The organism is Pseudomonas sp. LBUM1647 (genome assembly GCF_059716175.1).
In genome coordinates, this window is record NZ_CP166809.1 from 4,116,523 (window position 1) to 4,141,318 (window position 24,796).

Here is a 24,796-nt window from a genome sequence, read left to right on the forward strand (position 1 = left end):
TGCCTCAACTTTGCACGTAGGTGCTGCACTTGCTATCTAAAAATCGCGCCGTAGCCTACAACAACGATTTCACATTTTCGCTGAAAGCATGAACGACCGAGCGCTGGTCACGCTGATCGCCAGCCGGCACAACGATTTTCAGCGTGGCCGACATGCCAGAGCTCAAATTGACACCTTCAGGTACCTGATCGATTTTGATGTTGACGGGAATTCGCTGGGCCAGGCGCACCCAGGCGAAGGTCGCCTCGACACTTGGAAGCATCTGATTGCCCGGAGTGCTGTTACTGTTGGAGATACCGCTGTCGATTGATTCCACATGACCTTCGAGCTTCAAGGTCCCGGCCATCAGCCATATTTCGACCTTGTCGCCGATCTTGATACCGGGGATTTTGGTCTCTTCGAAATAGCCGGTGACGTAGTAACTGTCGTCTTTGACCAAGGCCAGGCGATTCACACCACGATTAACGTAGTCGCCTTTTTCCAGTTCAAGATTGATGATCTTGCCCGAGGCTGGCGAGGTATAAGTGGTTCGCGCCAAGTCAATCTTCGCGCTGTTCAGGACGGCGACTGATTGTTTGTAGCTGGCTTGCTTTTCCATCATGTCCAGGCGCGATGTATCGACCTCTTCACGACTCACGGCATCGGCACTCATTTGTGTCCGGCGTTTATAGACGTTGGTCGCCCGATCCCAGCTCACCTTGGCACTGTCCGATTGTGCCTGCGCCAGATCGACGGCGACTTGATAGCGTGCGTGATCCACAGTGAACAGGACATCGCCCGTTTTAACTTCACGGGAGTTCTGCGCATGCAACTCATCAATCCAACCCGATACATCGGGAGCGATATTAACGACATCGGCCCGGACCCTGCCGTCGCGCGTCCAGGGCGTGTACATGTAGCTGTCCCAGATGTAAACCAGAACTACGACAATGGCGCCAATCAGCACCAGTGTCATGGCCATATTTGCGACTCTTTTCATTTTTCGTCTCTCAGAAAGTAATTCGTACCAGGCCGGCGAGGATCAACATGAACAGCAGCATGCCCAGCAAACTTTCATTGCGTTGCATTGAATAGGGAATGATCCGATCCACAACTCGGCTGGTCACAACAGTCACGGCGGCAGCAATCAGCACCATCATGAATATCGGGCTGACCAGCAATCCCTGAAAACTCACTTCGTGCAGCGGCATAACAGGCGATCCTCTGGTTAAAGGCTAGATACGCAAAACTCGATCATCCGACTGCCAGCCATCTCCTGCGCAGGATGGGCCAGGGCGGACAACAACCGGGGCAAATGAGTCAGCAAAAGGATGACCACAAGCAATCTCGCATTACGATACAGTATCCCGCCATACGAGACAACTCGGTAGCTTTCTAATTTTTGATTTCTGTCCGGTTCTCGCATGGATCAACAAAACGCAGACACAGAAATGCTGCGACCGGCCCAGTCAGGGCCGACGCATCAGGGGTTTGGAATCAGGGGGAATGCCGACACCGGAAGTGCCGCAATAAGCAGTAAAACTGCTAACGCCGCGCCGCCTAACAGAACTTAGCGACTTGCCACAGCGCCCTTGGACATGCGACCGATCTTCTTCTCGATCTCGCGCTTGCAGTCCATCAGCGCCGCTTTGTACGTATCACCATTACGCCCGGCACGGATGCTCGGGGCGATGATGCTGATGGAGTAATTTCCGAGGTAAGTCTCCAGCGCCACGGCAAAGGTGCAGACGCCTTCAATGTGTTCCTGATCATCCACCGCGACGGCAGACTGACGAACGTCTTGCAGTTGGGTAATGAGCTGGGCGCGGGTCAGTGTGTGCTCGGTCAACTCCTGAAGCTTCTTCGGAAGAATTGCTTGCAATGCATCGTCGGAAAACGCAGCCAGCATTATTTTTCCGGCTGCGGTGGCATAGGCGGGAGCCTCGATGCCCACCGAGAAGACAACCCGCAACTCGCGCTCGACAATGATGCAATCGACGACGTTGACCTTGGCGCCCGCCAGCGTCGCCAGGCACACCGACTCGCGAACCTGCGCCGACAAGGAGTTCAGATATTCCCTGACACTGGAGATGATGTCGGCCTGGGTCTGGTGAATAAGCTGCCCGAATGCATGACCCAGGCGAAAACCACCGGATGGGCCGATCGACTCGACCAGGTGCTCTTCCTCTAGCGCAACGATAATACGGTGCACCGTGGATCGCGGCAATTTGACGATGTTGGCAATCGCCGAAAGACTCAGCCCGCCAGAGTTGTTCCCAAGCGCACGTAAAATGGCGGCGGCTCGGGCGATGACCTGGATGCTGGGTTGCTTGCTCTCGACCAGGTCGCTTGGATCAGACATGGAATCACTCCAGAAAAAAAAACATTACATCCCTAACGGCGACAGCTCGCAAATTTATCGCTGCCGATTTCGGTCTGTCAGGCAAGGACGTCGCCGCCACTGACCAGTTCCTGCAGCGTATGAACGAACGGCCCCGTCAGAGTCTCGGTGGAATCGGGACTGTGTAGTGACTCGATGACAAGGCCGGTTATGGACAAGGCCATCAGATGAGTCAGCGCATTTAACTGGACCGCTGTGCGCTGTGTCGACATGCCGTCCAAAGCGGTCAAGAGCAACGTCAGTTGGGTCCGCAGGTTATGCTGCGCAACGCGCCAACGGACCACCACCGGACATTCCAGTGCGCCGATTTCGCCATCCTTCAACAAGATGGTGCAGAAGTCTCGGTGGTGTTGGACGTTGAGCGTGTCATTCAGTGCGCGAGCGAAATGCTCGAAACCTGGCGTCGGATCATCCGAGTTCACGAAGAACCCCTCCAGGGGCAATACCGAGGCGTTCATGATCGACAGCAGCAGATCCCCCTTCCCCTTGAAATGCCAGTAAACCGCACCTCGACTTAGACCTGCACATTTCGCGATGTCATCAAGCGTCGAATAGGCGTAACCGTACTTGGCGAACATCCGTGTACCCGCCGCCATCAACCTGATACGCGTCTGTTCTGACTCTTCAACCGTTTTTCTCGCCATGACAATTGTTACCTGATCCTGTGGACCGGTGGATGTCATTCAGCCCTCCACACACCTCGGCATCGCAAAAACCGAGCATTGTAGATGGGCCGCATTATGGTACACTTTCTCGCATTGCGGTACAGATCAAGTTCCTTGCTTACAAGCTGGCAGTCCACACCCTCAAAAAATCAGGTAAGAACCATGAAGTTGAAAGCACTTATTGTTGCGATTCTGCTGGGCGCCAGCCTGCAGGGTTGCAGCTTGATCCCCGTCTACCACCGGCCCGAAGCGCCGGTGGATCAGAGCTGGCCTCAAGGTCCGGGTTATAAAGCCTCATCAGTGGGTGCGGCCAACAGCGCCAAATCCATCGCTGACTTGCATTGGCAGCAATTTTTTCGCGACCCGGCCATGCGCCAGTTGATCGGGTTGGCCTTGACTAACAACCGGGATCTGCGCCAGGCGGCCTTAAATGTCGATGCTTACCGAGCGCTGTATCGCATTCAGCGCTCCGAGTTGTCACCAACCGTTGACGTCAATGGTTCAGGCAGCAAACAACACCTTCCAGCAGATCGGGCGATTTCCGGGAAGAACGGGACCTATGGCGACTACGAGCTCAATGTCGGCGTCGCGTCCTACGAGCTGGACGTGTTTGGACGTATCCAGAGCCTGGACGAGAGCGCCCTGCAGACTTACCTATCGACCGAAGAAGCCCAGCACAGCGTTCAGGTGGGCCTGGTGGCCAGTGTCGCCAGCGCTTACCTGACCTGGCGAACAGACCAGCAGCTGCTGCAGATCGCGCAATCGACAATGGACACCTACATCCATGGGCTCAACGTGATGCAGTCCGCCCGCTCTGCCGGCACGACCTCTGACCTGAGCGTGCGTCAGGCACGCACTCTTGTGGACACCGCACGCACCAAGACCCTGTCCTACACTCGCCGGGTCGCCCATGACATGAACACCTTGGCGCTGTTAGTCGGCACCCACATACCCGGCAATCTGCCTGACGACGGCGATTGGACGCAGCGGATGATCGCATCCATTCCGGCCGGTTTGCCTGCGGACATACTGCGGCAACGGCCTGATGTCAGAGCAGCGGAGCGCGACTTGATCGCCGCAAATGCCAACATCGGTGCAGCGCGGGCAGCGTTCTACCCCTTCATCACCTTGACGGCGAATGCCGGCGTGGCCACTGCACAGCTGTCCCATTTGTTCGCCGGAGGCCAGGGTCAATGGACGTTCATCCCCCAGATCAATATCCCGATCTTCAATGGGGGGCGTTTGAAGGCGAACCTGAGTTATGCAGAAATCCAGAAAGATATCCGTGTGGCTGCCTACGAGAAGAGCATCCAGGTCGCCTTCAGTGAAGTCGCCGACGGCCTGGCCTCAGCGGGAGTCTACGACGAGCAACTGCAAGCGCACCGCGATCTGGTGCAAGACAACAGCGCGTACCTGGATCTGGCACTTAATCGCTTCCAGCACGGCGTCGATAACTTCCTACCCGTCCTGGACGCCCAGCGCAATCTTTTTGCGGCGCGCGAAGAACTCGCTTCCAACCGCTTGTTGCAGCTTCAAAGTCAGGTCCAGCTCTACCGCACCCTGGGAGGCGGCTGGGACGACACGCAACTTGCCAGTGCCAGGCATTCAGATTCCCATCTCGAATAGCCGAATGAGAACGTTGATATGACGGAGGGATGCCTAGGTTTTCGAGACAGGATGGCATTGGTTACCGGTGGCAGCACCGGCGTTGGCCGAGTGACCCACATAGTGTGCGATTGATGCCCTGACGAGAAGTGATATGGGAATTGAATTGGTTGAAAGAAACAGCATCCAGGTTTTCTCCAGAGCCGCCCGAATACTGCGTTGCTTGGAGAGTGAGCCTGAAGGATTGAGCCTTGGCGTTATCGCCACTCGCAGTAATCTGCCCCGCTCGACCGTGCAACGGCTGGTCGACGCGCTGGCCGTCGAGCAACTGTTGGATATCGGCAAGAACGGTGTGCGTCTGGGCTCTGCATTGATGCGACTGGCTTCCCACAGCCACTTCGACGTGACCTACAGCGCCCGGGCACCTTTGGAACGGCTGGCGCAACACACCGGCGAAACTTCAGCACTGGTTTATTCCAGCGGCATTGAGTTGATCATGTTGCACGCCGTGGTCTCCAGTCAGGAGTTACGAGTAGCTCCCATGGTTGGCAGTTTTCTCTGTGTGTACGGCACTGCCGCCGGAAAGATTTGCCTGTCCAAGATGAGCGACGAGCAGGTGACCAGCCTGCTGGGTGGCGTAACGGAGCCACTTACCTCGGATACATTAAGCTTGCCGGCGCTGCTCGATGACCTGCGCCATATACGTCAGCAAGGGATTGCCTTCGATCACGAGGAGCATCGTCAGGGGATCGGCTCGATCGCAATAGGCGTCGAGACCACCCAGGGCTTTTATTCCATAACCGTGGTCGGCCCGTCGTGGCGAATTCGCGATCAGCGGGAGCCGATCATCCTGGCGCTTAAAGAATGTCAGCTCAGTCTTAATGCCTCATCTTGCTCGACCGATTGACCGATAGATTCAGCAGATACCCGATAGCCCAAACTATGCCCACGCTGACACCCATGAAAATCAATCTCCGGATTTTTGCCGAAATCGACCTCAATCTGATGGTCGTCTTTATGGTTATTTACGATGAGCGAAATGTCTCCCGCGCGGCGTTCAAGCTTGGCGTCGGCCAGCCGGCGGTGAGTGGCTCGCTGGCGCGGTTGCGTGCGCGTTTTGGCGATCCGTTGTTCGAGCGAATGGGTAGCGGTATGGAACCGACTTCCAAAGCGCACGACATCGCTCGTAAGCTAGCGCCTGCAATCAGAACGATCGAGGCGATCCTGGGGCAGCGCTGAAAGTTGCACTCAGCGCAATGGCCGCCAGGCGGCCATGCTCTTGATGCCTGGAAACAGTCAGCCAGTCAGACGGTAAGTGATGATCTATCAGTGACTGGTCTGGCCGCCATCGATGATGAAAACCTGGCCTGTAGCAAAAGAGGCCATTGGAGAGCACAAGTAAAGAACGGTGCTCGCCAGTTCTTCCGGTTTGCCAGGACGTCCCATCAGCGGCCCGGCTAACACCGCGTCGCGCATATCGGGGTCTGCTAACCAGCGCTGGGTCATGGGCGTCTCGACCAAGCCGGGAGCCAGTGCGTTGACCCGGATCCCTGACTTGGCGTAGTCGACCGCTGCAGCTTTGGTCAGACCGATAACGGCGTGTTTCGCGGCGACATAAGGCGCCATTCCAGGATCGGCAATAACGCCAGCGACCGATGCGGTATTGACGATGACACCACCGCCCGCCTTCAACATATGTCTGATCTGATATTTCAGGCACAGGAACACGCCCTTGACGTCTACCGCCATCACGCGGTCGTACATTTCCTCATCCTGTTCTGCCAAGGGCAATGTCGGCGGTAAGATCCCGGCATTATTGAACGCGCAGTGCAGACCGCCATAGGTCTCCACTGTGGTGTCCACCAGCGCTCGGACTTGGGCGGCATCGGCGACGTTGGTCTTGACGTACAACCCCTCACCACCGGCGGCCTTGATCAACTCAATAGTCTTTTGACCTTCCTCGCTAACATCGCCAACAACCACTTTCGCGCCCCGTTTGGCGAACGCCAATGCTGTAGCACGGCCGATACCAGTACTCCCACCCGTGATCAAGATGACCTGACCGGTAAAATCAAGCAGCTCATCGTTCATGTTCGTTCAACCTCTCATTCGTTAGCGATTCAGTTGAGATGCGCTCTTCACATTTTGGGGGTTCCCGGTCCCCATTTCGGCGTCGCAGACTCAGCGCCGAAAGACATTTGTATCACTATGCAGTCCACTGTACCACAATGCGAAACATGCTTTGCAAGCTAAAATCTGCCCGTGTCTGGCCGCAGCTGCATCGCGCACCGATTAATTTTTCTCGCCAGCAATGGTGTCAAGCCTGGCTCCGCTGTTGCCGTCACCGGTTTTTTCTTTAGGCAGGAGATTGAACGCATGCCAGTCAACATTGTTGTTGTGGGAGGGGGGGCCGGCGGCCTCGAGCTCGCTACGGGTTTGGGACAGCGTCTGGGACGCAAGGGCAAAGCACGGATCACGCTGGTTGATGCCAATGCGACACGCATCTGGAAGCCACTGCTGCATGAGGTCGCCGCAGGTTCCATGAGCACCTCGGAAAACGAGGTCAATTATGTGGCCCAGGCAAAGTGGAACGATTTCGAATTTCAAGTGGGTCGGCTGTGTGCAATCGACCGGGAACAACGGCTGATTCACCTGGCGCCTTTGCTCGACGACAGCTCAGAAATTGTCATCGCGCAGCGAAGCTTGTCTTACGACTACCTGGTCATCGCGATAGGCAGCAAAACCAACGATTTCGGTACACAAGGCGCGGAAGAGCACTGCCTGTTTCTCGACACTACCGAACAGGCGGAGCGCTTTCACCGTCAATTGCTCAATCATTACCTAGGAGCGCATGCGAACGCCTGCACCGGCGCGCATCAAAAAATCACGGTCGGGATCGTGGGGGCTGGAGCGACAGGTGTCGAACTGGCCGCAGAGCTGCGAAACTCGGCTTTGGAGTTATCGGCTTATGGGCTGCACGGCATCAAGCCCGAGGACATGCATATCACCATCCTGGAAGCAGGCCCAAAGGTTCTTCCGGCACTGCCGGACCGAATTGGCGGTGCGGTGCAGAAGGCACTTGCCAAGCTCAATGTTGATGTTCTCACAAGCGCCGCTGTCAAAGAGGTGACTGCAGAAGGGTTCAAGACCCACGACGGCACCCTCATCCCTGCCACGCTAAAAGTATGGGCTGCAGGCATCTGCGCGCCGGCGTTCCTCAAAGATCTGGGTGGTCTGGAAACGAATCGGATAAATCAGCTAGTGGTTCGACCCACGCTCCAGACAACATTTGATGAGCGCATCTACGCATTAGGTGACTGTGCAGCATGCTCGCTGGGAGAGGGCTTGGGCAATGTTCCACCACGAGCACAGTCAGCACACCAACAAGCGTCGCTTCTGGTCAAAAGCTTTGCTGCTCAAATCAAGGGCAGCGGACCTCTTACGTATAGTTATAAAGATTATGGATCACTCGTATCACTGTCCCATTTCACCGCTGTGGGTAACTTGATAGGGGCCGTGATGGGCAGCGTCAAGGTGGAAGGATGGCTGGCCAAGTGCTTTTACGTCTCGCTGTACCGGATGCATCAGGTCGCTCTGTTCGGGTTGGTTCGCACGGGCTTGCGCGTGCTGGGTGATCGCATAGGCAGCAGTACCAAAACTCGTCTAAAGCTTCACTAACTGACGCGAACCTGACCTCGGAACACGGATACGCCGGTTCCGGGGTAGCCAAGCCAACACAGCATTTTTTTTCGCCAGGGCAGCGAACCATCCTTCGCTGTCAGTGGCTCAGGATCCCGCGATCCAGCAATGCCTGGTCCCACTCCGGCACATCACCGATGCGCTCGATCAGAAAGTCGATCAATGTCCGCACCTTGAGGGCTCGACGTTGGGTTTCGGGATACACTGCGGCGAAATCAAAAGATGACAAATGATAGTCGGTAAGAATCGGCACCAGTCGCCCGGCGAGTAGCTCGCTGCTGGCAATGAGCGTCGGCAAGCAAGTGATACCGGCCCCGGCCAGGGCATAGTCACGCAACAGATGGACCGAACTGGAACGCACCTGACCGTGCAAGGTCAGATCGATACACTCCTCGCCCCGGGTGAATTGCCAGCGATTGCGTGACGGGTAGCCTCCGTAAAGGGCAATGTGGTGATCCTTGAGCTGCTGGGGATGCTCGGGAGCATCATGTTCGCGCAAATACGCGGGCGACGCACAGAACAGCCGATGCACGTTGAACAGCTTGCGCACCACCAGACGCTCGGCCAGCGGCGGGAACATCTGGAAGGCAATGTCGAAGCCTTCTTCGATCGGATCGACCACGCGGTCATTGACCACCACATCGAACTCGATCTCGGGATACATAGCGGTGAACTCTGCCAGCATCGGGCCCAGGTGGTCGATCGCGAACCCTTGCAGTACCTGGACGCGTAACTGACCCGTAAGGTTGGAGCGCTGATTGCGCATCTTCTCGGTCAGGCCATGAAAACCGGCAACCATGTCGGCGCATTCTTGAAAATAAGCTTCACCAATGTCCGAGAGTCGAACGTGGCGAGTGCTGCGGTGAAAAAGCGGCGAATTGATGAACGTCTCAAGCTGTTGCACACGATTAGTAATCACTGAGCGGGTCACGCCCAGCTGCTCCGCCGCCTTGGAGAAACTACCGGTCTGCGCCACGTGCACGAACGCCTCAGTGATGAGTAGACGATCCATGACCTCCCCTTTTTTTTTGTAATGATTGGCTGGAATTCATTTTAGGTGAGTCCGGCACAGCCTGCCGTTGCATAGTAAGGCTGTGCCTGTGATCCCGCCAGCGAGGCGATCAGGAAAGGTGGTAATCGGTCGGCTCGACTTCATGAGTCCGGCGCCAGAACTCTACGGCGTTGAACGGGAAGTTCTGGGTGACCCGTCCTTTGCTGTTCTTGTACCAACTGTTGACCTTGGAGAAGCCCCAGGCGCGCAAGCCATTGGCCTGGTCGACCCTCTGGTTGTAGCTCTCGAACACCTGCGGCTTGATCTCCATGCTCTGGTGCCCGCCTTCCAGCAACAACCGCACGGCATCGACGATGTAGGTTGCGGTGAACTCGGAGAACTGGATGATGGTGCTGTACACCACCAGCCCGGTGTTGGGGCCGTACATGCAGAACATGTTGGGGAAGCCCGGCACGGTCATGCCCATGTAGGCGCGAGCGTCATCATCCTTCCAGAGCTCGTGCAGGGCCAGGCCGTTGCGCCCGGTGATGTTGATCGGCATAAGAAACTTGGAGGCATGAAAGCCGGTGCCGTAGACGATCAGATCGAACTCGTGTTCAGTGCCGTCGACACAGCAGATGCCCTTGGGCGTGATCGCCTCGATAGGCTGGCGAATCATGCTGACGTTGTCGCGCTTCAGCGTCGAGATCCAGGTGCCGTTGTCACGGATGATGCGCTTGCCGCCGACGGGAGAATCCGGAATCAGCACATCGCGCAGGTCCGGCCGGTCAGCGAACTGCGGCTCCATCCAGGCACTGATATCACGGCGCAATTGATCGTTGCGCGCCGATACCGCGACTTCGGTCGGTGGGTAATTGACATCGACCACGACATCCTCAAGAAAGCCAACGCTCTGCGGCATGACCATGGCCGCCCGGTACCACAGGCTATAGTTGGGCAGATTGGCGAGCAGCCATTTGCAACTGTCGGAGATTTTCTCGTGCAGATCGGGCGTGGGTAGCAGCCAGTTGGTGGTGCGCGCGAAGACCTTGAGATCGGCGGCGGTCTTGGCCAATTGCGGGATGAACTGGGCAGCACTCGCCCCCGTGCCGATCACCGCAACGCGCTTACCGCTCCAGTCGACATTGTGGTCCCACTGCGCCGAGTGGAATGCCGGGCCCTGGAACGTCTCTTTGCCAGGAATGGCCGGGATCATCGGCCGATTAAGTTGCCCGACGGCGAACACCACCACGTTGCTGTCGACGCGGGTCTGCCCGGCGCTGTTGCGGCAGAGCATTTTCCAACGCTGGCTGTCTTCGTCCCAATGGGCATCGGTGACTTCGGTGTTGAACTGAATATGCTCATACAGTCCTTTCTCCCGCGCCACCGCCTGCATGTAGCCGAACACCTGCGGGCCTGGGGCGAAACAATCGTCCCAGGTGCTGCGGGCAAAGGAGAAGCTGTAGAAGAAACTGTTGATGTCGATGCGGCAACCCGGGTAGGTATTTTCGCGCCAGGTACCGCCGACATCGCCGCCTTTCTCATAGACAACAAAAGGCACACCGGCCTGCTTAAAGCGCAACGCCGCGATCATGCCGCTCTCGCCCGCGCCGATGATCACCACCTTAAAGTCACGGCCGGCGGCCACATGTTCTTTATGCCAGCGAGGGGCGCGAGGGTCTTCTTCGGCCGTCACCAGTTCCTCGGCGACCAGCGGCAGATAGGGCTCGATGACAGGACCCATTAGCCAGGTCCCGATGGCGTGCAACTGGTCGCTGGTCGGCCGCGCTGGCACGGGCATCTCACTGTCGCGAAAGGCCATTAGTCTGTGCAAGCAAAATTCTCGCACCTCGGCTTCGACCTCGCCGCTCATCCCGCTTCCAGCAACGCCCATGGCAACGAGAGGCTTCCAATCCGGCTTGAGCACATCGAGGTCGCCGGTCAGGTGCGCGACGGTCATCAGCAAGGTCGGAATATCGGCCCCCTGCAGGTGGCCACGCAGGGTTTCTTCATCACAGTCAAGGGAAGCCAAAGTAGTGTTATAGGCGCTCATGGGTAAACCTCTTGTTCTTGTTGTAGGGGATCATTGATCGGTCGTACGGGGTTTAAACGGCCTGCAACCAGGGATCGATCTGGTCACTCAGCCAATCCAGCGCCTCGCGGCTGGCACGCAGGAAAGGCATGGTCACAAAGCCGTGCATCTGCCCGTTGAAACAGCGTTCACTCACAACGATGCCGGCCTGCGCCAGACGGTTGGCGTAAGCTTGGCCTTCGTCGCGCAGCACATCGAATTCCGCGGTCAGCACCACCGCCGGTGGCACGCCACGCAAGCTCTTAGCCGCCAACGGTGATGCCGAAACCTGCTGGCGCTCGTTGGCATCCGGCAGGTAGTGATCCCAGAACCAGCGCATGTCCTCACGGGTCAGCAGTAGTTGCCGTTGCGGGTCGAGATAACCTGGCCCATCGAGATCAGCCTGGGTCGCCGGATAGATCAACACCTGCAAGGCCCAGTGCAACTCGCCTCGCTGGGCAGCACGCTGAGCGAACACGGCCGCCAGATTGCCGCCGGCACTGTCGCCCGCGACGATCAGAGTGCCGTTGGCCGAGCCAGTGAGCTGCTCGCGACGGTCCATCAGCCACTGTGCGGCGCGCTCGACGTCATCGAGGGCGGCTGGAAAAGGAAACTCCGGGGCCAGGCGGTAATCAACGAGGACCACGGTGCAGTCGGTACGGTGCGCCAGCTGGCGAGCGAAGTGGTCGAAGTCGTCGAGCCCACCCACGACCCAGCCCCCGCCATGCAGATAGAGGATTGCGCCGCGTACCGAGGCGCTGGGCGTCAATACACGCAGGCGCGCCCCACCCAATTGCACCTCCTCGACGCTGAGCATGATCGGCCCCACGGCCTCCGGGCGCAGGCTCGCCATGACTTCACGAGCCTCGTAGGGGTTCATCAAATGAAACGGTTTCAGGCCGCTCTCGGCCAATTGCTCAAGCAATCGGGCAGACTCGACATCAAGCGTCATAGCGTTGCTCTCCTGTCATGGGTGCACCTGCTCGGGTGCGTTGTGAACCTCGGCCAACCACAGCAACCCGTCCTGCTCGTACACCGGGACACTGTCCAGGTTCGCGCCTTCGCAAGGGCCATCGATGCAGCGGCCATCTTCGAAACGAAACATCGCCCCGTGGTGCGCGCACATCAGCAGTCGCGTCTGGTAGGTGCTGAACGACCCCGGTTGATAGTCCAAGGGGATGGAAAAATGCGGGCAGCGGTTGCGGTAGACCCACACCTGCGTACCCCGCCGCACCGCGATCAAGGCAGTGGCTTGGCCTCGCAGCGTCGCCTCAAGCCCGAGTGCTCCGCCATCGGGCACCTGATCGAGGGCGCACAGCCAAATATCTGCCATGGCTCACGCTCCCATTTGGGGATTACCCAGGCCCCAGCACCAGGGCCGGATCTCGACGCGCTCGAACAGCCCGGCCCGGGCATAGGGATCGTCGGCAAAAAAAGCCTCGGCCTCGCTCAAGCTGCCGGCCTCCACCACCAGCAAGGTGCCATTCATGGCGCCTTCGCAGCCGTTCAACGTCGGCCCGCCCAAGCGCACCACCACGCGATGCGGGTGGGGCTCGCGCAGATACTCGCGATGCAAGGGGCGGATCTCGCTGCGCAAAGGCTCGCGGCCGAGCTTGTCGGTGGCGAAGATGGCAAAGAAATAGTTCATGCCATGGCCTCCAGGACGAAGTCGAAGGTCGCGATGTGGAAATCCGTACCGATATCGAACTGCTCGGCCAGGGGATCACTGGCGGACCGTGGTTCGTACACGACCCGCAGCGAATCCTTGACCCCAAACACTGCGTCCGAATCGATATAGGGATCGTCGTCGTTGAACAAATGGGTCACCAGTCGGCGATGGCCCCTCGCATCCAGCATGAAATGCAGATGCGCCGGGCGCCACGGATGGCGGCCGCTGGCCTTCAGCAGGTCGCCAACAGGGCCGTCGGTAGGGATTGGATAACTCACTGGCACCACGCTACGAATCGCATAGCGCCCCTGTTCATCGGCGTGGTAACGACCGCGCAGGTTGCCGTGCGGCTGCGCGACATCCTGACCCGAGTACTGACCGTTTTCCGCGGTCTGCCACACATCCAGGGTGGCCCCCGGCAAAGGGTTGCCAGAGGCATCGCGCACGTAACCGGTGATCAGCGAGGCGCTGCCAGGAATCAGCGCCATGTTTTCGCCGTATTCCCGTTCAGGCATACCGGCCATGTAGAACGGCCCAAACACCGTGCTCTGCGTCGCCTCCACGCCACTGCGGTGCTCGATGGCGTCGACCAGCATGGACAAACCCAGCACATCCGAGAGCAGGATGAATTCCTGACGAACCACGTCATCACACTTCTGCCCGGTGGCCGTGAGGAACTGGATCGCCTGCAACCACTCGACCTCGCTGAGCTCGACTTCACTGGCAAACTGGTGGAGATGCCCCACCAGTTTCTGCAGCAAAAAGCGTAGGCGTGCATCGGGTGTGTGCGCAAAGCTGTTGATGGCGCGGGCGGTAATCTCGCGCTCGGAAGACAAGTCGAGGTTATTCATCTTGTTATTCTCGTATGGCAATCGTTGGAAAGCGGCACCACCCTCAGGCCGGTGCTTGCCCCTTCAGCGCCCGGGTCAGCAGTGCCTCAATGGCATCCTGTTCGAACGGGCGCGGGTTGTAGTAAGGGCTGGCGCAGGCAATGCGCGCGGCTTCGGCCGGGCCTTGCTCGGGGAAGCCGATCTCGGCCAACGCCAGGGGAATGCCAAGGCGACGGTTCAACTCGTACAACAATGGCCCCACTTCATCGGCGTGCTCACCACCCAGCGCTCGTGCAGCGCGGCGCAACGGCTCGGCCGCTGCACTGCGGTTGTAATGCGCCGCATGGGGCAGGACGATGGCGTGGGCCTGGGCGTGTGGCAGGTTGAAGGTACCGCCGAGGGTGTGGCACAGCTTGTGGTGGATCGCCATGCCCACCGAACCCAGGCAGATACCGGCCAGCCATGCGCCTTGCAACGCCTGGCCACGGGCCTCGACGTTTTGTGGGTCGTCGACGATTTTCGGCAGTGCCTGCGCCAAGGCGCGAATCGATTCTTCGGCCATCAACGAGATCACCGGGTTGGCGTCCTCGGCGTACAGGGCTTCGATCGCATGGGCCATTGCGTTCATGCCCGAACAGGCCGACATACCCACTGGCAGAGTCAGCGTCAGCTCCGGGTCGTAGATCACGGTCTTGGGCAGGACCCGTGGATCGCGACCGGTTTTCTTCAGGCGGTTTTCGGTCAGGCCATAGATCGGGGTCATCTCCGATCCAGCGTAAGTGGTTGGGACCGCCAGGATCGGCAAACCGCTGTCCATGGCAATCGCCTTGCCCAGGCCGATGGTCGAACCACCGCCTACGGCCACGCAGCAATCCGCTTCGCGGCGCACGGCCTCCTCGCGGGCCGCTTGCGCTGTTTCCAGCGGCACGTGCATCACCGCGTGGGGATAGACGCCGGCGCTGCGATCACCCAGTAACCTTGCGACCTGCTCGCCCAGTTCCTGTTGCTCCGGGGTGGTCAGGATCAGCGCGCGACGGGCGCCCAGGCGCTGGATTTCGTCACTGAGGCAGGCCAGTTTACCGGCACCGAAAATCACTCGGGTCGGCGTGCCTTGATAGATGAATGCGTTCATGAGGTCGCCTCAGCGCGGGTAGTGGGGAAGGATTTTGGCATCGACGTTTACCCATACCGAGCGAGCCTCGGTGTAGTCGTGAATGGCCTCGAAGCCCATCTCCCGGCCATAACCGGATTGACCCAGACCGCCGAACGGGCTGCCGGGGCTGACACGCTTGTAGCAGTTGATCCAGCACATGCCGACGTTGATCTTTTCCGCCACACGATGGGCGCGCTGCAGGTCACGGGTCCACAGACCACTGCCCAATCCGTAGGCCGTTCCGTTGGCTATCTCCAGCGCCTCTTCCTCGGTGGAAAACCGCAGCACGGTTACGAAGGGGCCGAACACCTCTTCCTGGGCCACACGGTCACTTGGCTTGGCTTCAACGATGGTCGGCTCGATATAAAAACCCGAGGCCAACGCGGGATCGCTCGGCGCCTTGCCTCCGGTGAGGACGCGGCCGCCCTGCTGGCGGGCGATGTCGACGAACGACAGCACGCGGTCGCGGTGCAACGCAGAGGTCAGTGGGCCCATTTCGGTATACGGGTCCAGGGGATCGCCCAGGCGGATGGACCGGGCCAAGGTGACAAAGCGCTCAAGAAACTCATCGGCGATGCTGTCTTGCAACAACAACCGCGAACCTGCGATGCAGGCTTGGCCCTGATTGTGGAAGATCGCCCAGGCCGCGCCGTTGACGGCGGCGTCGAGGTTGGCATCTTCGAAGACGATGTTGGCCCCCTTGCCGCCCAGCTCCAGTTGCACGCGTTTCAGGTTGCCCTGGGAAGCTTCGACGATGCGCCGCCCGGTGGCGGTAGAACCGGTGAAGGCGATCTTGCCGACATCGGGGTGTTCGGCCAGGCGTTGCCCGGCGGTATGGCCGTAGCCTGGGACGATGTTGACCACGCCGTCCGGGAAGCCTACTTCTTTCATCAGCTCAGCGATGCGCAGCGTCGACAGCGGCGTCAGCTCTGACGGCTTGAGCACCACGGTATTACCTGCAGCCAGCGCCGGGCCCATCTTCCAGCTGGTGAACATCAGTGGAAAATTCCACGGCACGATCTGACCCACGACGCCGATTGGCTTGCGCTGCACGTAGTTGAGAAAGCCGGCATCCACCGGAATAACCTTGCCTTCGATCTTGTCGGCGATACCGCCGAAATAGCGGAAACAGGCGGCGGTGCGCGGTACGTCGAGGATCCGTGAATCACGTATGGGATGGCCGGTATCCAACGACTCCAGGTGCGCCAGCTCATCGCTGCAAGCCTCAATGCGATCGGCCAGCTTCATCAGCAACCGCCCCCGCTCAGCGCCCGGCGTGGCCGCCCAGCCTGGGAATGCGCGCTTGGCTGCGGCCACGGCGAGATCGACGTCCTCGGCCTGCGCCGCGGCAATGCGTGTGATCAGCTCGCCGTTGGTAGGGTTGATGACATCGATCTCGCCGCCTTCAAGGGCGGGGACGAACTGGCCATCGATGAACAATTGGTTTTGCATGAGCAAAGACTCCCTGCAGTGCCTGGATAGGCACTGTGAAATGCACTGGTATAAGGATGCCGGCCCAGCCTGAATCGCTGGGCCGCGACAATCAAAACTCGACGGGGTATGGCTTGAGTTCGCCGCTTTCGTAACGCTGAGGCAGGTTGGGGGTAGCGTTTTCCCAGACCAGCAGCATCGAGCGTTTGGTCGAGTAGCCTTGGTGGCGAATGTCGGCGGGCATCGCGCAGATATCGCCGGCGCGCATGGTGATCCGCGCACGGGGATTGCCATCGTCCTTGTCGCCGATATCCCAGACGATCTCGTCGCTGAGCTGCAGGAACCACTCGATCCGGTCATTGCCATGCACAATCGGCAGGACGAACTCTTCGGTGGTCGGGCAGAACAGACTGGTGCGGCACACAGAGGTCACCGAAGGGTTCCAGCTAACGTCGGAGCGCGACAGGTACTTGAACAGGCTGAAGGCATGTAGCTGCCCTTCGAAGCCCTCGGCGGCGTGTACTTCGGGCTCGTCCTGGGCCACATCGGCAAAATGGCGGTTGACCGGCAGGTCGTCGCGCAACGGCGAATCCCCTTCCAAACCTGGCATACGCCGAGTGGCAACGCGGAAACGCTCGATTGCCTCGATGTTGTCGCCGTGTTTGCGGCCAAACGCCGTACCGGTTTCGGAAGGTGCGGCAAACGGGTCAAAGCCGGCGTTGGTCCAGTCGCGCAGGATCGCCTTGAAGGTGGCCATGATCTGCGGCGTTTCGAACTGCTCGGTGTAGTCGACACCGGCGGCTTTTAAGACACCATTGAAGGTGCCCGCGTACATATCGACCTTGCCGTACAGGTTGCGAGTACCAAAGACGTGGTCGAAGTTTACCCAGCCGTAGAAAAAGCCCCACGCCACGTCACGCATGACGGCGCGCAGGAAAGCGTCCGCCGGGATCAGGTGCGAGCGGCGCTCACCCTTGGCCGGCCATTCGATACGGGCGAAGTATTCGTCGCGCGAGAGCTTAAAGGCACCTAGCGTATAAGCCTTGTAGCCGGTGATAGGGTGGGCGGCGCTGGCGTCCACCAGGTTGTCAAACGACAGTGCGTTCTCGGTTTCAACTGCTTCGAGCATAGCCATGATTGGCTCCTGTTATTTTTGGAGTGATGTCGAGGTCAGAACACGGATTATTTCAGGCAGATGTCAGTCCACTTCTCGACGCTGAGCGCGCCCTGCACGGTTTGCAGCAGCAGCACACAGGGGGCGCTGGCTTCGAAGCGATAAGCGCAGCCGGCAGGCAGCAGTGCTTGGTGGCCGCGCTTGAGCAGCACGTAGCCCATTGGCCGACCTTTCGGCAGTTCGCCAGCAAGCTGGGTGCCCTCGCCTTGGGCGGTTGCCGCGTCGAGCTTGAGGAAGTCGACGCGTACGCTACCGTCGACCGAGATAACGAACTCGTCGTGGGCACAGGTGAACCAGGGGGAAGTGCCTTCAGCGCGCAGCGTTTCGATCACATAGCCGAGATTGAGACCCACGACGACTTTCTCGTAGGGTGCCGATTGTGCGGCGACTTCGAAGATATTGGAGAAGGCGTAGTGGCTTTTTTTGCCGGTCACCAGCTCGATAGAACCCTTGGTGTAGTGCGCCAGCGAGCCGAAAACTGTTTCGAATGCAGGTTGAGTACTCATCGTCTTAGCCCTGTTATTTTTGTGTTTGAGTGGCTCAACGTTAAGGCGCCCCCCCCGCCCTAACAAGGCCATTATGGGCGAAATGACTGTTCGCGAAACGCGAACAGCGGTCCGACACCAACCAAGCGCTCGGGCGCCGAAGTAGACGAGTTGTTCGTTTTCGGCGAATTATCTATTCGCCCAGATTGCACTTGTTGTGCGGGGGCCGTGAATTTACCGTCTAGGCACTCGACTATAAGAACAACAGGGCCAAGCCATGAGTAACTCCCCCGCCTTTTAGACGATCTTCGGGTCGCGCACGCAATACCCCCTGGACAAACAATAACAATAAGGTAATTGCTCTAATGCGTATTCCTATCGCTTCGCTGTGCGCAATGTTTTCGTGCACCCTGTGCGCGGCGCCTCCCTCCCAGTCGGGAGAAGGTGACTTGGCAACCTGGCTGATACCTGAGTTGAAAAGAGACACCGGCATTCGCATTTATGGCGTCGTTGATGCGGGGTTTTCACGCAACAATACATCGACCCGTAGTGAGCGCCACGGCGGCCTGACCAACTTGCCCGTGGCGGGATACGCCGACGAAAAGTTTCAATTGTCCTTTTTCAACCTGTTTATCGAAAAGCCTCTTAATACCAGCTATGTTCCGCGCGCTACGCCACTACCGGGACCGCAGCCTACCGAGGCGTCATTCGGTTTCACTTTCGGGTTGCTCTATGGTCGCGACGGTCAATTTGCGCGAACCACGGGCTGGGATGAGCACTGGGGGGTGAATGAGCCGGGCGCATCAGACTCGGCCAAAGCTCAGCGAAGCCGGCAAAACTTCTACGCGTTTCCTGACTTGTTTGGCACGGCCTATCTGCCTGTTGGCACTGGGATCAGCGTTATGGCCGGGATCTTCGGACCGGGGGTAGGCTACGAGATCCCACCGAACATCCGCATTGCGCGCAACGCTTTTGCTACCAAAACTTATGCATTTGTAACCGAGCCAGCGACCGTCAGCGGTGTCGTGCTGGGTACGAGGCTAATCAGTACCGAATCAAGTCTGCTTGGCGGCGAGCTAGGCATTGTGCAGGGCTGGAATAACCTGAGGGACAATAACGACAGCAAATCGGTGCTAGGCGCAATACGTTGGCGCAGAGCCGATATGCAAGGCTGGATCGATTATGAATTTCTAATTGGTGACGAGCAGAATAAATCCATCGATGATATTCAAGCACCGACGTCGCGTTTGATTTCATCCAATGGCCAACTCAAGCAGCAACATTCATTGAATGGCTGGTTCGCGCTTGACCAGCATTGGTCAATCGGCGCCGAGGCGGTGTATGGACGCCAAAGTGGCGACGGCAAAATTGATACTGTCGACATCGTGACAGGCCCGCGGTTCTCAGGCGCTCAATGGTGGGGCGTGAACAGTTCTCTGAGTTATCAATATCGCAAGGACCTTATCTTCTCGGCGAGGGCAGAGCATTTCGCGGATCCCGACGGCTTCGCACTGTTCCCGGTGTCTACAGCTCACGGTGCATTCAACGCGCTGACCTTGGGCTTTCGCTATGAAGCAACGCGTAATCTATCGTTACGCCCTGAGATCCGATATGACTGGTTTACCGGCAGCAATGATGACAAACCTTTTGGCAATGGCAGAGACCGCAAGCAGGCTACCGCGACGGTGCAAGTGCTCTATTATTTCTGAACATAGCCATCCAGACCTATTTTGCGCTAGCCCGACAAATAGTGGCCAGGCTATCGGACCAGGTCGCAGTTGCTTTGCGTTCGCCGCATCAAGACACCGACTCCAAGTCGCGTAAGGCTTGCTGCCACTCCCCTGCTCGCTTCTATTGATCCTAGGAGCCTGTCGGACTTAGAAAAATCAGGCGACGCTACATGCTTTCCAGGCAAGTCACAGAAACTTGATGCCTTGGAACTCACGTAGCGATCAATTTTATGGTTGTTTTTTTGCTCATTCTCAGGGTTTCCGCGGAAAGTCCGACAGGTTCCCTAGAAGCTCTTAGCGCTGTGCTAAAGGCAAATGTACGTGACCAATTCAGGATAACGCCGCTCAATGGCGGCCACGATCACGCGCTGTCATCAGGATTTTGCAACTCCTCGACGAACGCGAGCAGATAATCAAAGGTAAAGCCGATGGCATCCGGCGATCAACGTCCGCATTAAGAACATACCTTGGCACGACCACCAGCAACTCTATCTCTTCGACCTCACAGAGGGACCACGCCCACTTGACCGGCCGCTATCGGCTAATTCTGTTGAAAAAATCGGCCTTGGTTTCCACGGCAGAAAAGTACGCATCAGAGATTGAAATCCTGAATCTTCGCAGAGGCTTGCTCGGAAAATGTCACTCGCCTCTCGTCGTTTTATCACTCCATTTTTGACCTCGACCGCATTGAGGACGAAGAGCACGTGCGCTGCAACACCGACATCGCCCATGGTTACAGCGCGGAAGTAGATTTCGTGACTGATGCCGCAGTCGAGTTCCACTTGGCGACCAAGGACATCGACCTGAGCTTCCGCATGAAGCAAGCCATCAATCCTCTGCACAGCGGTCACTTCTGCTTTCGGACGGACGATATTGAAGGCTTCAAGAAACGCCTCGAAGAGCTGAACATTCCGTATGCGGATTACGGGGTTCGGGCCAAGGCGAATTGGTACCAGATCTTCTTGCAAGACCCGGATGGCAACATCATCGAAGTGCATCAGCCAATAACCAAATAAACGATACTAGCGGCTATCAGAAAGCCCGTCGTACCCCTTCACATTCTTAATGTTTGGGGCATCGCGGGCTTCTTTGTTGGTGCCACACACTCGGTCGTCTTGACCCCGATAAGCAAAGGGGAGAAGAGATGGAAGCGAAAGCTTGCCAAGCGTTGCAAGACAAGAGATCGTCGGAAACGACTCGAACGCCTAGTGCTTCGGTTGTATCGCAGTCACCTAACGAACGATGAGGTAACGTTTAAGTATGCCCAGCCATTGACCGGCTTTTTGAGGGTGTAATTAGTTTTGTGTAAAAGGTCAGTTGGCAGGAGATCGCCGACCCCAAGGAAATTCAACGACCGAGCAAAAACCCAAGCAGTCGGATATGGGTTCGTACCGATGTAAACCCAGCATAACTTTCAAACTCCCAGAGGCATCCATGTAAGCTTTATTGGAGCCCCCCGCGCCACTCACGTATTGGGACAGCTTAGAGTAATTCGCTTCAAGTTCAGTCAACTAGGTCTTTCTCCAACTCAGCAATCAGAAAATCCCTGAACGCAGAAACCGCCACCGGTAAATTGCGTCCAGCCATGCTTTGCAGTTCGATGCGTCGCGCCTGCATGCCTTCATCAAGGATGGGCAAGCATTGCAACGCCTTGTCCGCCACCTGTTTGTGCAAGGTCACTTCACTGGCCAGGCTGATGACTCCCTCTTCGCATACGAAGCTGTAGAGCGCGGAAACGTAATTAGTGGTCAACACCGGGTCGAACAACAACCCCTGTACACCGCAACAGATGTCGAACAATTGCCGTATTGTGGTGTCGGCCTTGGGTAACGCAATGGGCCAGGGTTGCAACTCGGCGAGGCTGACCGCTTCACGCCCGGCTAAGGGATGAGAATTGGAGACCACGGCAAAAATGGCCCCGCTCAGGAAATGCTCGACCTTGACTTCCTTTTGCGGCGTCAGGCTGAAGGTCATCGCTAGATCGGCCTCGCCAGAACGAGCCTTCTCGGTCGCTTCAGCGGGCGCACAGACCTCTAGAGTGAAATGAATGCCCTGATACTGACGCCTGAACGCACTAATGTTTCTGGGCATGTATTCCAGTGCAAAACCTTCCGAGCAGGCGATATGCACATAACCTCGTTGCAGACCATGCAGCTCGGTAATTTCCAGCACTACCTGCTCGGCCTCAAGCTGCGACTTCCGCGCATAAGCCGCCAGTCGCGCCCCCGCCTCGCTGAGCACCATGCCTCGGGCACGACGCTCAAACAGGCCGGTATTGAGGGCCAACTCAAGCTTGGAAATTTGTCGGCTCACCGCTGACGCCGCCGAGCCCAATGAAACGGAAGTCAGTCTGCCGCTGGGCGAACGGGTCGGACACACCCTGGTGCTAGGCACTACTCGTGTCGGCAAGACGCGACTCGCCGAGGTGTACATCACTCAGGACATTCATCGCATCGAACATGAGGTGGTCATCGTCTTCGATCCGAAGGGCGATGCTGACTTGCTCAAACGGATGTACGTCGAAGCCAAACGGGCCGGTCGGGAGAAGGAGTTTTATGTCTTCCATCTGGGCTGGCCAGAAATCTCGGCTCGCTACAACGCCGTGGGACGTTTCGGGCGTATCTCGGAAGTGGCGTCACGCATCGCCGGGCAACTCAGTGGAGAAGGTAACTCTGCGGCCTTTCGCGAGTTCGCCTGGCGTTTCGTCAATATTATCGCCCGCGCACTGATCGAGCTGGGCCGACGTCCGGACTACCTGCAGATCCAGCGACATGTGGTCAACATCGACGCACTGTTCATCGAGTACGCCCAGCATTTTTTTGCCAAGACCGACCCGAAGGCCTGGGAGGTGATTGTCCAGTTTGAAGGCAAGCTCACCGAGAAGAACATTCCCCGACATATGATCGGGCGCGAAAAGCGTGTCGTGGCCATCGAGCAGTACCTGGCGGTGAAACGGGTATTTGATCCGGTAATGGACGGACTGCGTTCGGCGGTGCGATATGACCGGACCTACTTCGACAAAATCGTTGCCTCACTACTGCCGCTGTTGGAGAAGCTCACCACCGGCAAGACCGCCCAGTTACTGGCCCCCAACTACACCGATTTAGATGACCCGCGGCCAATCTTCGACTGGATGCAGATCATCCGAAAACGTGGCATCGTCTATGTCGGCCTGGATGCACTGACCGACGCCGAGGTGGCCGCCGCCGTGGGCAACTCCATGTTCGCGGATTTGGTCTCGGTCGCCGGACACCTCTACAAACACGGAATCGACCACGGCCTGCCCCAATCGGGTAACAACAGTAACAAGTTGCCGATCAACCTCCACGCCGATGAGTTCAACGAGTTGATGGGGGATGAATTCATCCCACTGATCAATAAGGGTGGCGGTGCAGGCATCCAGGTGACGGCCTACACCCAAACCCTCAGCGATATCGAAGCACGTATCGGCAACCGCGCCAAAGCCGGCCAGGTTATTGGCAACTTCAACACTCTGCAGATGCTGCGGGTGCGCGAAACCGCCACCGCTGAACTGCTCACCCGGCAGTTGCCCAAGGTCAATGTGCTGACCAAAACCCTGGTGTCGGGTGCCACCGACACCTCCGATCCGGAGGCGAAGACAGACTTCACCTCGTCCTCACAGGACCGTGTCAGCAGCACCAGCGTGCCGCTGATCGAGCCTGCTCACATTGTCAATTTGCCCAAGGGGCAAATGTTCTCCTTCCAGGCCGGTGGGCAGCTCTGGAAAGTCCGTATGCCTTTACCTAAACCCTCGAACGACGATGCCATGCCAAAGGACCTGCAGGAGCTCGCTCAGCGAATGCGGGCGGCCTACAACACGCAGGCGGGGCAGTGGTGGAGCGCAAGCGGTGGCGGCCCAACAACAAACTTCGATCTGGATCAGGTGGGGTAGCCCGCCCCTGCCACAGGTTTCGATTCAGCAGAAAACTATCCAGAAGGCGTCGTGACGCCATCAACACTGCAGCGCGCAATGGAGTGAACGATGGCGACTTCCGTCCAGAACACGCCGCGACAACCGATCCAGCGCCCGGGGTTGATCATCTCGGCGATCAGCCTGGTACTGCGCATCATCGGATTGCTGATTGCCTCGTTGTTGTTCTCGATCCTCACCGAGTTCGTCGGACTGCTACTGTTCTGGGGCGATCAGGGTTCGCGACACAGCCAGGCCATGTTAAATAGCGAATTGGGATGGCTCAGCGAGCACTTCAAAGCTTCACTCATCCTCCAACAACCCGGGCAAACGATCGTTCAAGTACTGGATTCTCTAAATCAGTGGCTGCTGGTCAAGACTGGATTTGCGGATTTTGCCCGGCAGGCGCGGGTGTCGAGCCAGGGCAACGGCTTCTGGAGTTTGACCAATCAGCTATACGTGAGCATTGAGGATTTCGTGCTGGCTGCAGTGTATGTGACCTTTACCTTCGTGGTGCGCCTGACCATTCTAGTCCTGGCAACACCACTATTTTTATTGGCCACGCTCACCGGTTTTGTCGATGGTTTGATGCGCCGCGCGCCTGCGTAAGTTTGGCGCTGGGCGGGAAAGCAGCTTTGTTTATCACCGCGTCAAGCGAGCAGTGGCGCCACTGTTATTCGTGCCCTGGATCATTTACTTGTCTCTCCCCTTTTCGTTTAACCCTATGGCTGTGTTTTTGCCTTACGCCATGCAACTTGGAGTGACAATGGCGATCACCGCAGCAACATTCAAAAAATATCTTTGACGGCTTCTAGTCGGCGTTCCAACGTATCGGTACTACACATTTTTTTAAAAGCGAGCCGGGATTTGCTTGGCCATCTCTGCGCTCGAATAAAAGCTATGCCGATCACGAATCGTTGAGCTTAATCAGAGGAAGATTTTCGATGGCTAATGGAGGGGTATAAAAAAACCGGAACCCTTA

21 protein-coding genes and 3 pseudogenes are annotated in these 24,796 nt (G+C 57.8%); 8 read left to right on the forward strand and 16 right to left on the reverse strand.

Annotated elements, in window-relative coordinates:
- Positions 1–55: 55 nt before the first annotated feature.
- The 4 genes from ACA059_RS18635 to ACA059_RS18650 all read right to left on the reverse strand — a co-directional run bounded on the left by ACA059_RS18635 (position 56) and on the right by ACA059_RS18650 (position 3,063).
- Positions 56–961 (reverse strand): efflux RND transporter periplasmic adaptor subunit, encoded by a 906-nt coding sequence (locus ACA059_RS18635; RefSeq protein ID WP_497630468.1) that lies wholly within the window; start codon positions 959–961, stop codon positions 56–58.
- Positions 962–989: 28 nt separating this feature from the next.
- Positions 990–1,190: a hypothetical protein gene (locus tag ACA059_RS18640; protein ID WP_321374973.1), complete on the reverse strand. Its 201-nt coding sequence runs from the start codon at positions 1,188–1,190 to the stop codon at positions 990–992.
- 359 nt (positions 1,191–1,549) lie between these two features.
- Complete coding sequence (locus ACA059_RS18645; protein WP_497340876.1) at positions 1,550–2,341, reverse strand: IclR family transcriptional regulator; 792 nt, start codon at positions 2,339–2,341, stop codon at positions 1,550–1,552.
- Between the two features lie 77 nt (positions 2,342–2,418).
- Positions 2,419–3,063 carry a TetR/AcrR family transcriptional regulator gene (locus tag ACA059_RS18650; protein ID WP_497630469.1) on the reverse strand — a complete coding sequence of 215 codons (645 nt, stop codon included), beginning with the start codon at positions 3,061–3,063 and terminating at the stop codon, positions 2,419–2,421.
- Positions 3,064–3,207: 144 nt separating this feature from the next.
- Here ACA059_RS18650 and ACA059_RS18655 point away from each other — a divergent pair, with 144 nt between their 5' ends.
- From ACA059_RS18655 to ACA059_RS18665, 3 genes are all read left to right on the forward strand, one after another.
- Entirely contained in the window at positions 3,208–4,671 is a 1,464-nt protein-coding gene (locus ACA059_RS18655) for an efflux transporter outer membrane subunit (protein WP_497630470.1), read from the forward strand.
- A 133-nt stretch (positions 4,672–4,804) separates the two neighbouring features.
- Complete coding sequence (locus ACA059_RS18660; RefSeq protein ID WP_497630471.1) at positions 4,805–5,557, forward strand: IclR family transcriptional regulator; 753 nt, start codon at positions 4,805–4,807, stop codon at positions 5,555–5,557.
- A 53-nt stretch (positions 5,558–5,610) separates the two neighbouring features.
- The gene (locus tag ACA059_RS18665) at positions 5,611–5,889 is read left to right on the forward strand and encodes a LysR family transcriptional regulator (protein WP_497630472.1); all 279 of its coding nucleotides are present in this window, start codon (positions 5,611–5,613) and stop codon (positions 5,887–5,889) included.
- Positions 5,890–5,976: 87 nt separating this feature from the next.
- Here ACA059_RS18665 and ACA059_RS18670 read toward each other — a convergent pair whose 3' ends face one another.
- Positions 5,977–6,741, reverse strand: coding sequence for a glucose 1-dehydrogenase (locus ACA059_RS18670; RefSeq protein WP_497630473.1), 765 nt, complete (start codon positions 6,739–6,741; stop codon positions 5,977–5,979).
- Between the two features lie 285 nt (positions 6,742–7,026).
- Between ACA059_RS18670 and ACA059_RS18675 the strand changes: the two genes are divergently transcribed.
- Positions 7,027–8,328 carry an NAD(P)/FAD-dependent oxidoreductase gene (locus ACA059_RS18675; RefSeq protein ID WP_497630474.1) on the forward strand — a complete coding sequence of 434 codons (1,302 nt, stop codon included), beginning with the start codon at positions 7,027–7,029 and terminating at the stop codon, positions 8,326–8,328.
- A gap of 100 nt (positions 8,329–8,428) precedes the next feature.
- Here ACA059_RS18675 and ACA059_RS18680 read toward each other — a convergent pair whose 3' ends face one another.
- The 10 genes from ACA059_RS18680 to ACA059_RS18725 all read right to left on the reverse strand — a co-directional run bounded on the left by ACA059_RS18680 (position 8,429) and on the right by ACA059_RS18725 (position 18,174).
- Positions 8,429–9,361, reverse strand: a complete 933-nt coding sequence (locus ACA059_RS18680) for a LysR family transcriptional regulator (RefSeq protein WP_497630475.1) — start codon at positions 9,359–9,361, stop codon at positions 8,429–8,431.
- A gap of 109 nt (positions 9,362–9,470) precedes the next feature.
- Positions 9,471–11,393: a flavin-containing monooxygenase gene (locus ACA059_RS18685; RefSeq protein ID WP_497630476.1), complete on the reverse strand. Its 1,923-nt coding sequence runs from the start codon at positions 11,391–11,393 to the stop codon at positions 9,471–9,473.
- A 52-nt stretch (positions 11,394–11,445) separates the two neighbouring features.
- Complete coding sequence (locus tag ACA059_RS18690) at positions 11,446–12,363, reverse strand: alpha/beta hydrolase (protein WP_497630477.1); 918 nt, start codon at positions 12,361–12,363, stop codon at positions 11,446–11,448.
- A gap of 15 nt (positions 12,364–12,378) precedes the next feature.
- Positions 12,379–12,744: a Rieske (2Fe-2S) protein gene (locus ACA059_RS18695; RefSeq protein ID WP_497340892.1), complete on the reverse strand. Its 366-nt coding sequence runs from the start codon at positions 12,742–12,744 to the stop codon at positions 12,379–12,381.
- A gap of 3 nt (positions 12,745–12,747) precedes the next feature.
- Positions 12,748–13,059, reverse strand: a complete 312-nt coding sequence (locus ACA059_RS18700) for a YciI family protein (protein WP_497340894.1) — start codon at positions 13,057–13,059, stop codon at positions 12,748–12,750.
- Complete coding sequence (locus ACA059_RS18705; RefSeq protein WP_497630478.1) at positions 13,056–13,931, reverse strand: dioxygenase family protein; 876 nt, start codon at positions 13,929–13,931, stop codon at positions 13,056–13,058. The genes ACA059_RS18700 and ACA059_RS18705 overlap by 4 nt, the downstream gene beginning before the upstream one ends.
- A 43-nt stretch (positions 13,932–13,974) precedes the next feature.
- Complete coding sequence (locus ACA059_RS18710) at positions 13,975–15,042, reverse strand: maleylacetate reductase (RefSeq protein WP_497340898.1); 1,068 nt, start codon at positions 15,040–15,042, stop codon at positions 13,975–13,977.
- A 9-nt stretch (positions 15,043–15,051) separates the two neighbouring features.
- A complete protein-coding gene (locus tag ACA059_RS18715) occupies positions 15,052–16,515 on the reverse strand; it encodes an aldehyde dehydrogenase family protein (protein ID WP_497630479.1) in 1,464 nt (487 codons plus the stop codon).
- A 91-nt stretch (positions 16,516–16,606) separates the two neighbouring features.
- Complete coding sequence (locus ACA059_RS18720) at positions 16,607–17,629, reverse strand: hydroxyquinol 1,2-dioxygenase (RefSeq protein ID WP_065836016.1); 1,023 nt, start codon at positions 17,627–17,629, stop codon at positions 16,607–16,609.
- A 47-nt stretch (positions 17,630–17,676) separates the two neighbouring features.
- Positions 17,677–18,174: a cupin domain-containing protein gene (locus ACA059_RS18725; RefSeq protein WP_497630480.1), complete on the reverse strand. Its 498-nt coding sequence runs from the start codon at positions 18,172–18,174 to the stop codon at positions 17,677–17,679.
- Positions 18,175–18,602: 428 nt separating this feature from the next.
- Here ACA059_RS18725 and ACA059_RS18730 point away from each other — a divergent pair, with 428 nt between their 5' ends.
- Positions 18,603–19,862, forward strand: coding sequence for an outer membrane beta-barrel protein (locus tag ACA059_RS18730; protein ID WP_497630481.1), 1,260 nt, complete (start codon positions 18,603–18,605; stop codon positions 19,860–19,862).
- 632 nt (positions 19,863–20,494) lie between these two features.
- Entirely contained in the window at positions 20,495–20,899 is a 405-nt protein-coding gene (locus ACA059_RS18735; protein WP_497634695.1) for a VOC family protein, read from the forward strand.
- 487 nt (positions 20,900–21,386) lie between these two features.
- Here ACA059_RS18735 and ACA059_RS18740 read toward each other — a convergent pair.
- Positions 21,387–22,211, reverse strand: a pseudogene (locus ACA059_RS18740) (LysR substrate-binding domain-containing protein); the annotation flags it as partial.
- Between ACA059_RS18740 and traD the strand changes: the two are divergent.
- Together traD and ACA059_RS18750 are read left to right on the forward strand one after the other, a co-directional pair.
- Positions 22,210–23,796: pseudogene (traD, locus tag ACA059_RS18745) on the forward strand (type IV conjugative transfer system coupling protein TraD); the annotation flags it as partial. The pseudogenes ACA059_RS18740 and traD sit on opposite strands and share 2 nt — an antisense overlap.
- Before the next feature lie 90 nt (positions 23,797–23,886).
- Positions 23,887–24,619 (forward strand): annotated as a pseudogene (locus ACA059_RS18750) (TIGR03747 family integrating conjugative element membrane protein).
- Positions 24,620–24,796: the final 177 nt, after the last annotated feature.